At 57.8% G+C, this 2,270-nt stretch carries 1 protein-coding gene and 2 pseudogenes; 2 read left to right on the forward strand and 1 reads right to left on the reverse strand.

Going from position 1 to position 2,270, the window contains the following annotated elements; translation table 11 throughout:
- Window positions 1-339 (forward strand): annotated as a pseudogene (locus tag BR83_RS16145) (DUF4351 domain-containing protein); the annotation flags it as partial.
- A gap of 425 nt (window positions 340-764) precedes the next feature.
- On the opposite strand, the gene BR83_RS0113995 reads toward BR83_RS16145, so the two are convergent.
- Entirely contained in the window at window positions 765-1,718 is a 954-nt protein-coding gene (locus BR83_RS0113995; RefSeq protein ID WP_034635616.1) for an RpnC/YadD family protein, read from the reverse strand.
- A gap of 207 nt (window positions 1,719-1,925) precedes the next feature.
- On the opposite strand from BR83_RS0113995, the pseudogene BR83_RS0114000 reads away from it, so the two are divergent.
- Window positions 1,926-2,270, forward strand: a pseudogene (locus BR83_RS0114000) (hypothetical protein); the annotation flags it as partial.

Genomic DNA, 2,270 nt, shown 5'->3' on the forward strand with positions numbered 1-2,270 from the left:
GAGGAAAACGATCCCCGGGAGGTGGAAAAGATGATCACCAACATAGAACGGGCACTGGATGAGATGAAGAGGCAAGCTGTGATGGAAGGCGTTTTGAGAGGGAAGGCCGAAGGCAGGGCTGAAGGCGAGGCCAGGGGCAAGGTTGAAGCAAAGCAGGATGCCATCTGCAAGTACCTCAGGAGGAGGTTCGGTGATGCATCTGCCGGCCTGCAGCAGAAAGTCCGGGAGATGGCCAGCCTGGAAGTGCTGGACGGCGTAATGGAGGAACTGTTTGCCGCCAACACCCTGGAAGAGGCGCGGGCCATCATCAGGGACGGCATTGAGAGGTTTATGCAGTGAGCGGTGCCAGGCACTTAACTTATTAACGTATTGGGCGTGGGCCTTCCCCGGCAGCTACGCCAGCGGGGGTTTACTTTTCAAGCAGGCCACCCCGGGTTGAGCTCACTTCCAGACCATGGGACTCCTAAAAGTGCCTAAAAGTGCCACGCGAAAAACCAGGAAGTATCTTTCCGCGATCGCCTTCAAGCTGGAAAGCGAAAGTCCCTACCGCCCGCGGCTGGCAAGGGAGGCGGGAGCTTCATCTAAACTAACTTTCGCTGATCAAGTTTTTGAGTAATGGCTCACGGGCGATCCCTGCTACTTCGAGAAGAGGTTCCTTTGCGTTTTGTCCGCCTTTATTTACCTTACTGGCAAAATATGGTTAGAGGGCTAAAAAGAAAACCCCTCCGCAGGCCACCGGTAGGGCTTTACCTTGTCTCCGGACGTTACACTTCTTCCAAGAGCCGGGCGAACTCTTCGAGGCTCTTCACCCTGACGCTTTTCTTGAGCAGGGAACGGAGCACCGCCGGGTCGTCAATGGCGGCCAGCTTCTTGCCCATACCTTTTTTGACTCGGCCGAAGCGTTCCTCCAGGACTTCCTGGATGTCCCTTTGCAGCGTCTCGATCTCTCCCTCGAGCTTTCCCGCCTTCCTGCCCTTTTCCAGGCCTTCAGCCAGGCCCTTTTCCAGGCCTTCCGCCAGGCCTTCTTTCCGGCCTCTCTCCAGGCCTTCGTTTATCCATTCCTGGACAATACTGGCTTCTTGCAGCATCTCCATTTCCCCCTTGAAAAACTCGAGCAAAAAATCGCGACTGAAGTAGCGCGCCGCCACGGTGATGGCTACCGACAGGGCATCGGCCCGGTGCTTCTCGTCGCCTATGGCCAGGACCAGTTCTCTAGTTCTGGCCAGGGCAGCTTCTTCTTTACCCTTTTCGGCCAGCAGGACGAGCAGGGGAGCGAGCTCCTTCAGCTCGCCGCCGGCAATGGCTTCTTCGTATTCCCAGAGCCTGATGACCCGGTAGGTGAAGGTATGGACCGCCCTGCTCCGGAAGGTCACGGCATAGGCTTCGGGTAAGCGGCGGTATTCCTGCCGCGCCAGGTAAATGACCGCCGAGATGGCCGGTCGCCGGTAGGCGGCGGTCAGGAGCGCGTTGTAGGTGAACATCCGTTCCGGCAGGTCGGTCTCGTGCTGGAGCTGGAATTCGAGGTGCAGCAGGTACTCCTGGTCATCCAGGCGCAGGCCGTAGACGAAATCGAGCCGCCTTTCCGGGAGGTTGATCTCCGGGTTTTCGATGGTGGCCACGGCCACCCCTTCTGTGGAGTCCAGGACAAGTTTGACAAAGGGTTTCGGGTAACGGCGGGCCAAAGCCTTGAGACTCCGGTCAATGACATTAACGGCCAACTATCCCAGTCCTCTCAACGGCAGGCAATTAAATCTTGCGTGTATATTATATCATGCCGCGGGCGGCGGCAGGAAGATGGAATTGACGGTGCCAGGCACTTAACTTATTAACGTATTGGGCGTGGGCCTTCCCCGGCAGCTACGCCAGCGGGGGTTTACTTTTCAAGCAGGCTACCCCGGCATCCCGCCGTACCAGATCCCCGTTCCGTGTGGTATAATTCAACCTATAAAACGGAGTACACCCCCAGAAAGGAATCCCGGCTGGATAACGTACTGGAAATAGATGACCCCAGCAGCCCGTACCTGCTTCACTTCGAGCCTATGGGCTACCGCGACGAGGCGCTGCCGGCCCGCATGCTGCGCTACCGTAGCGACATATGGGAGGCCACGCTGGCTGGCGGCAGGGGCACCCCGTCCATACGCCAGGTGGTGATGTTTTTCTACAAGGAAGACGACAACGGGCTGCACCGGTTAAGTGACCGGTGGGATACGGGAGGGCTGGAATATTCCTATACGGTGATCCGGGTGTGGGAAGAGCGCAGGCAACCGGTG

The sequence above is a fragment of the Desulfofundulus thermocisternus DSM 10259 genome, assembly GCF_000686645.1.
Lineage (GTDB): Bacteria > Bacillota > Desulfotomaculia > Desulfotomaculales > Desulfovirgulaceae > Desulfofundulus > Desulfofundulus australicus.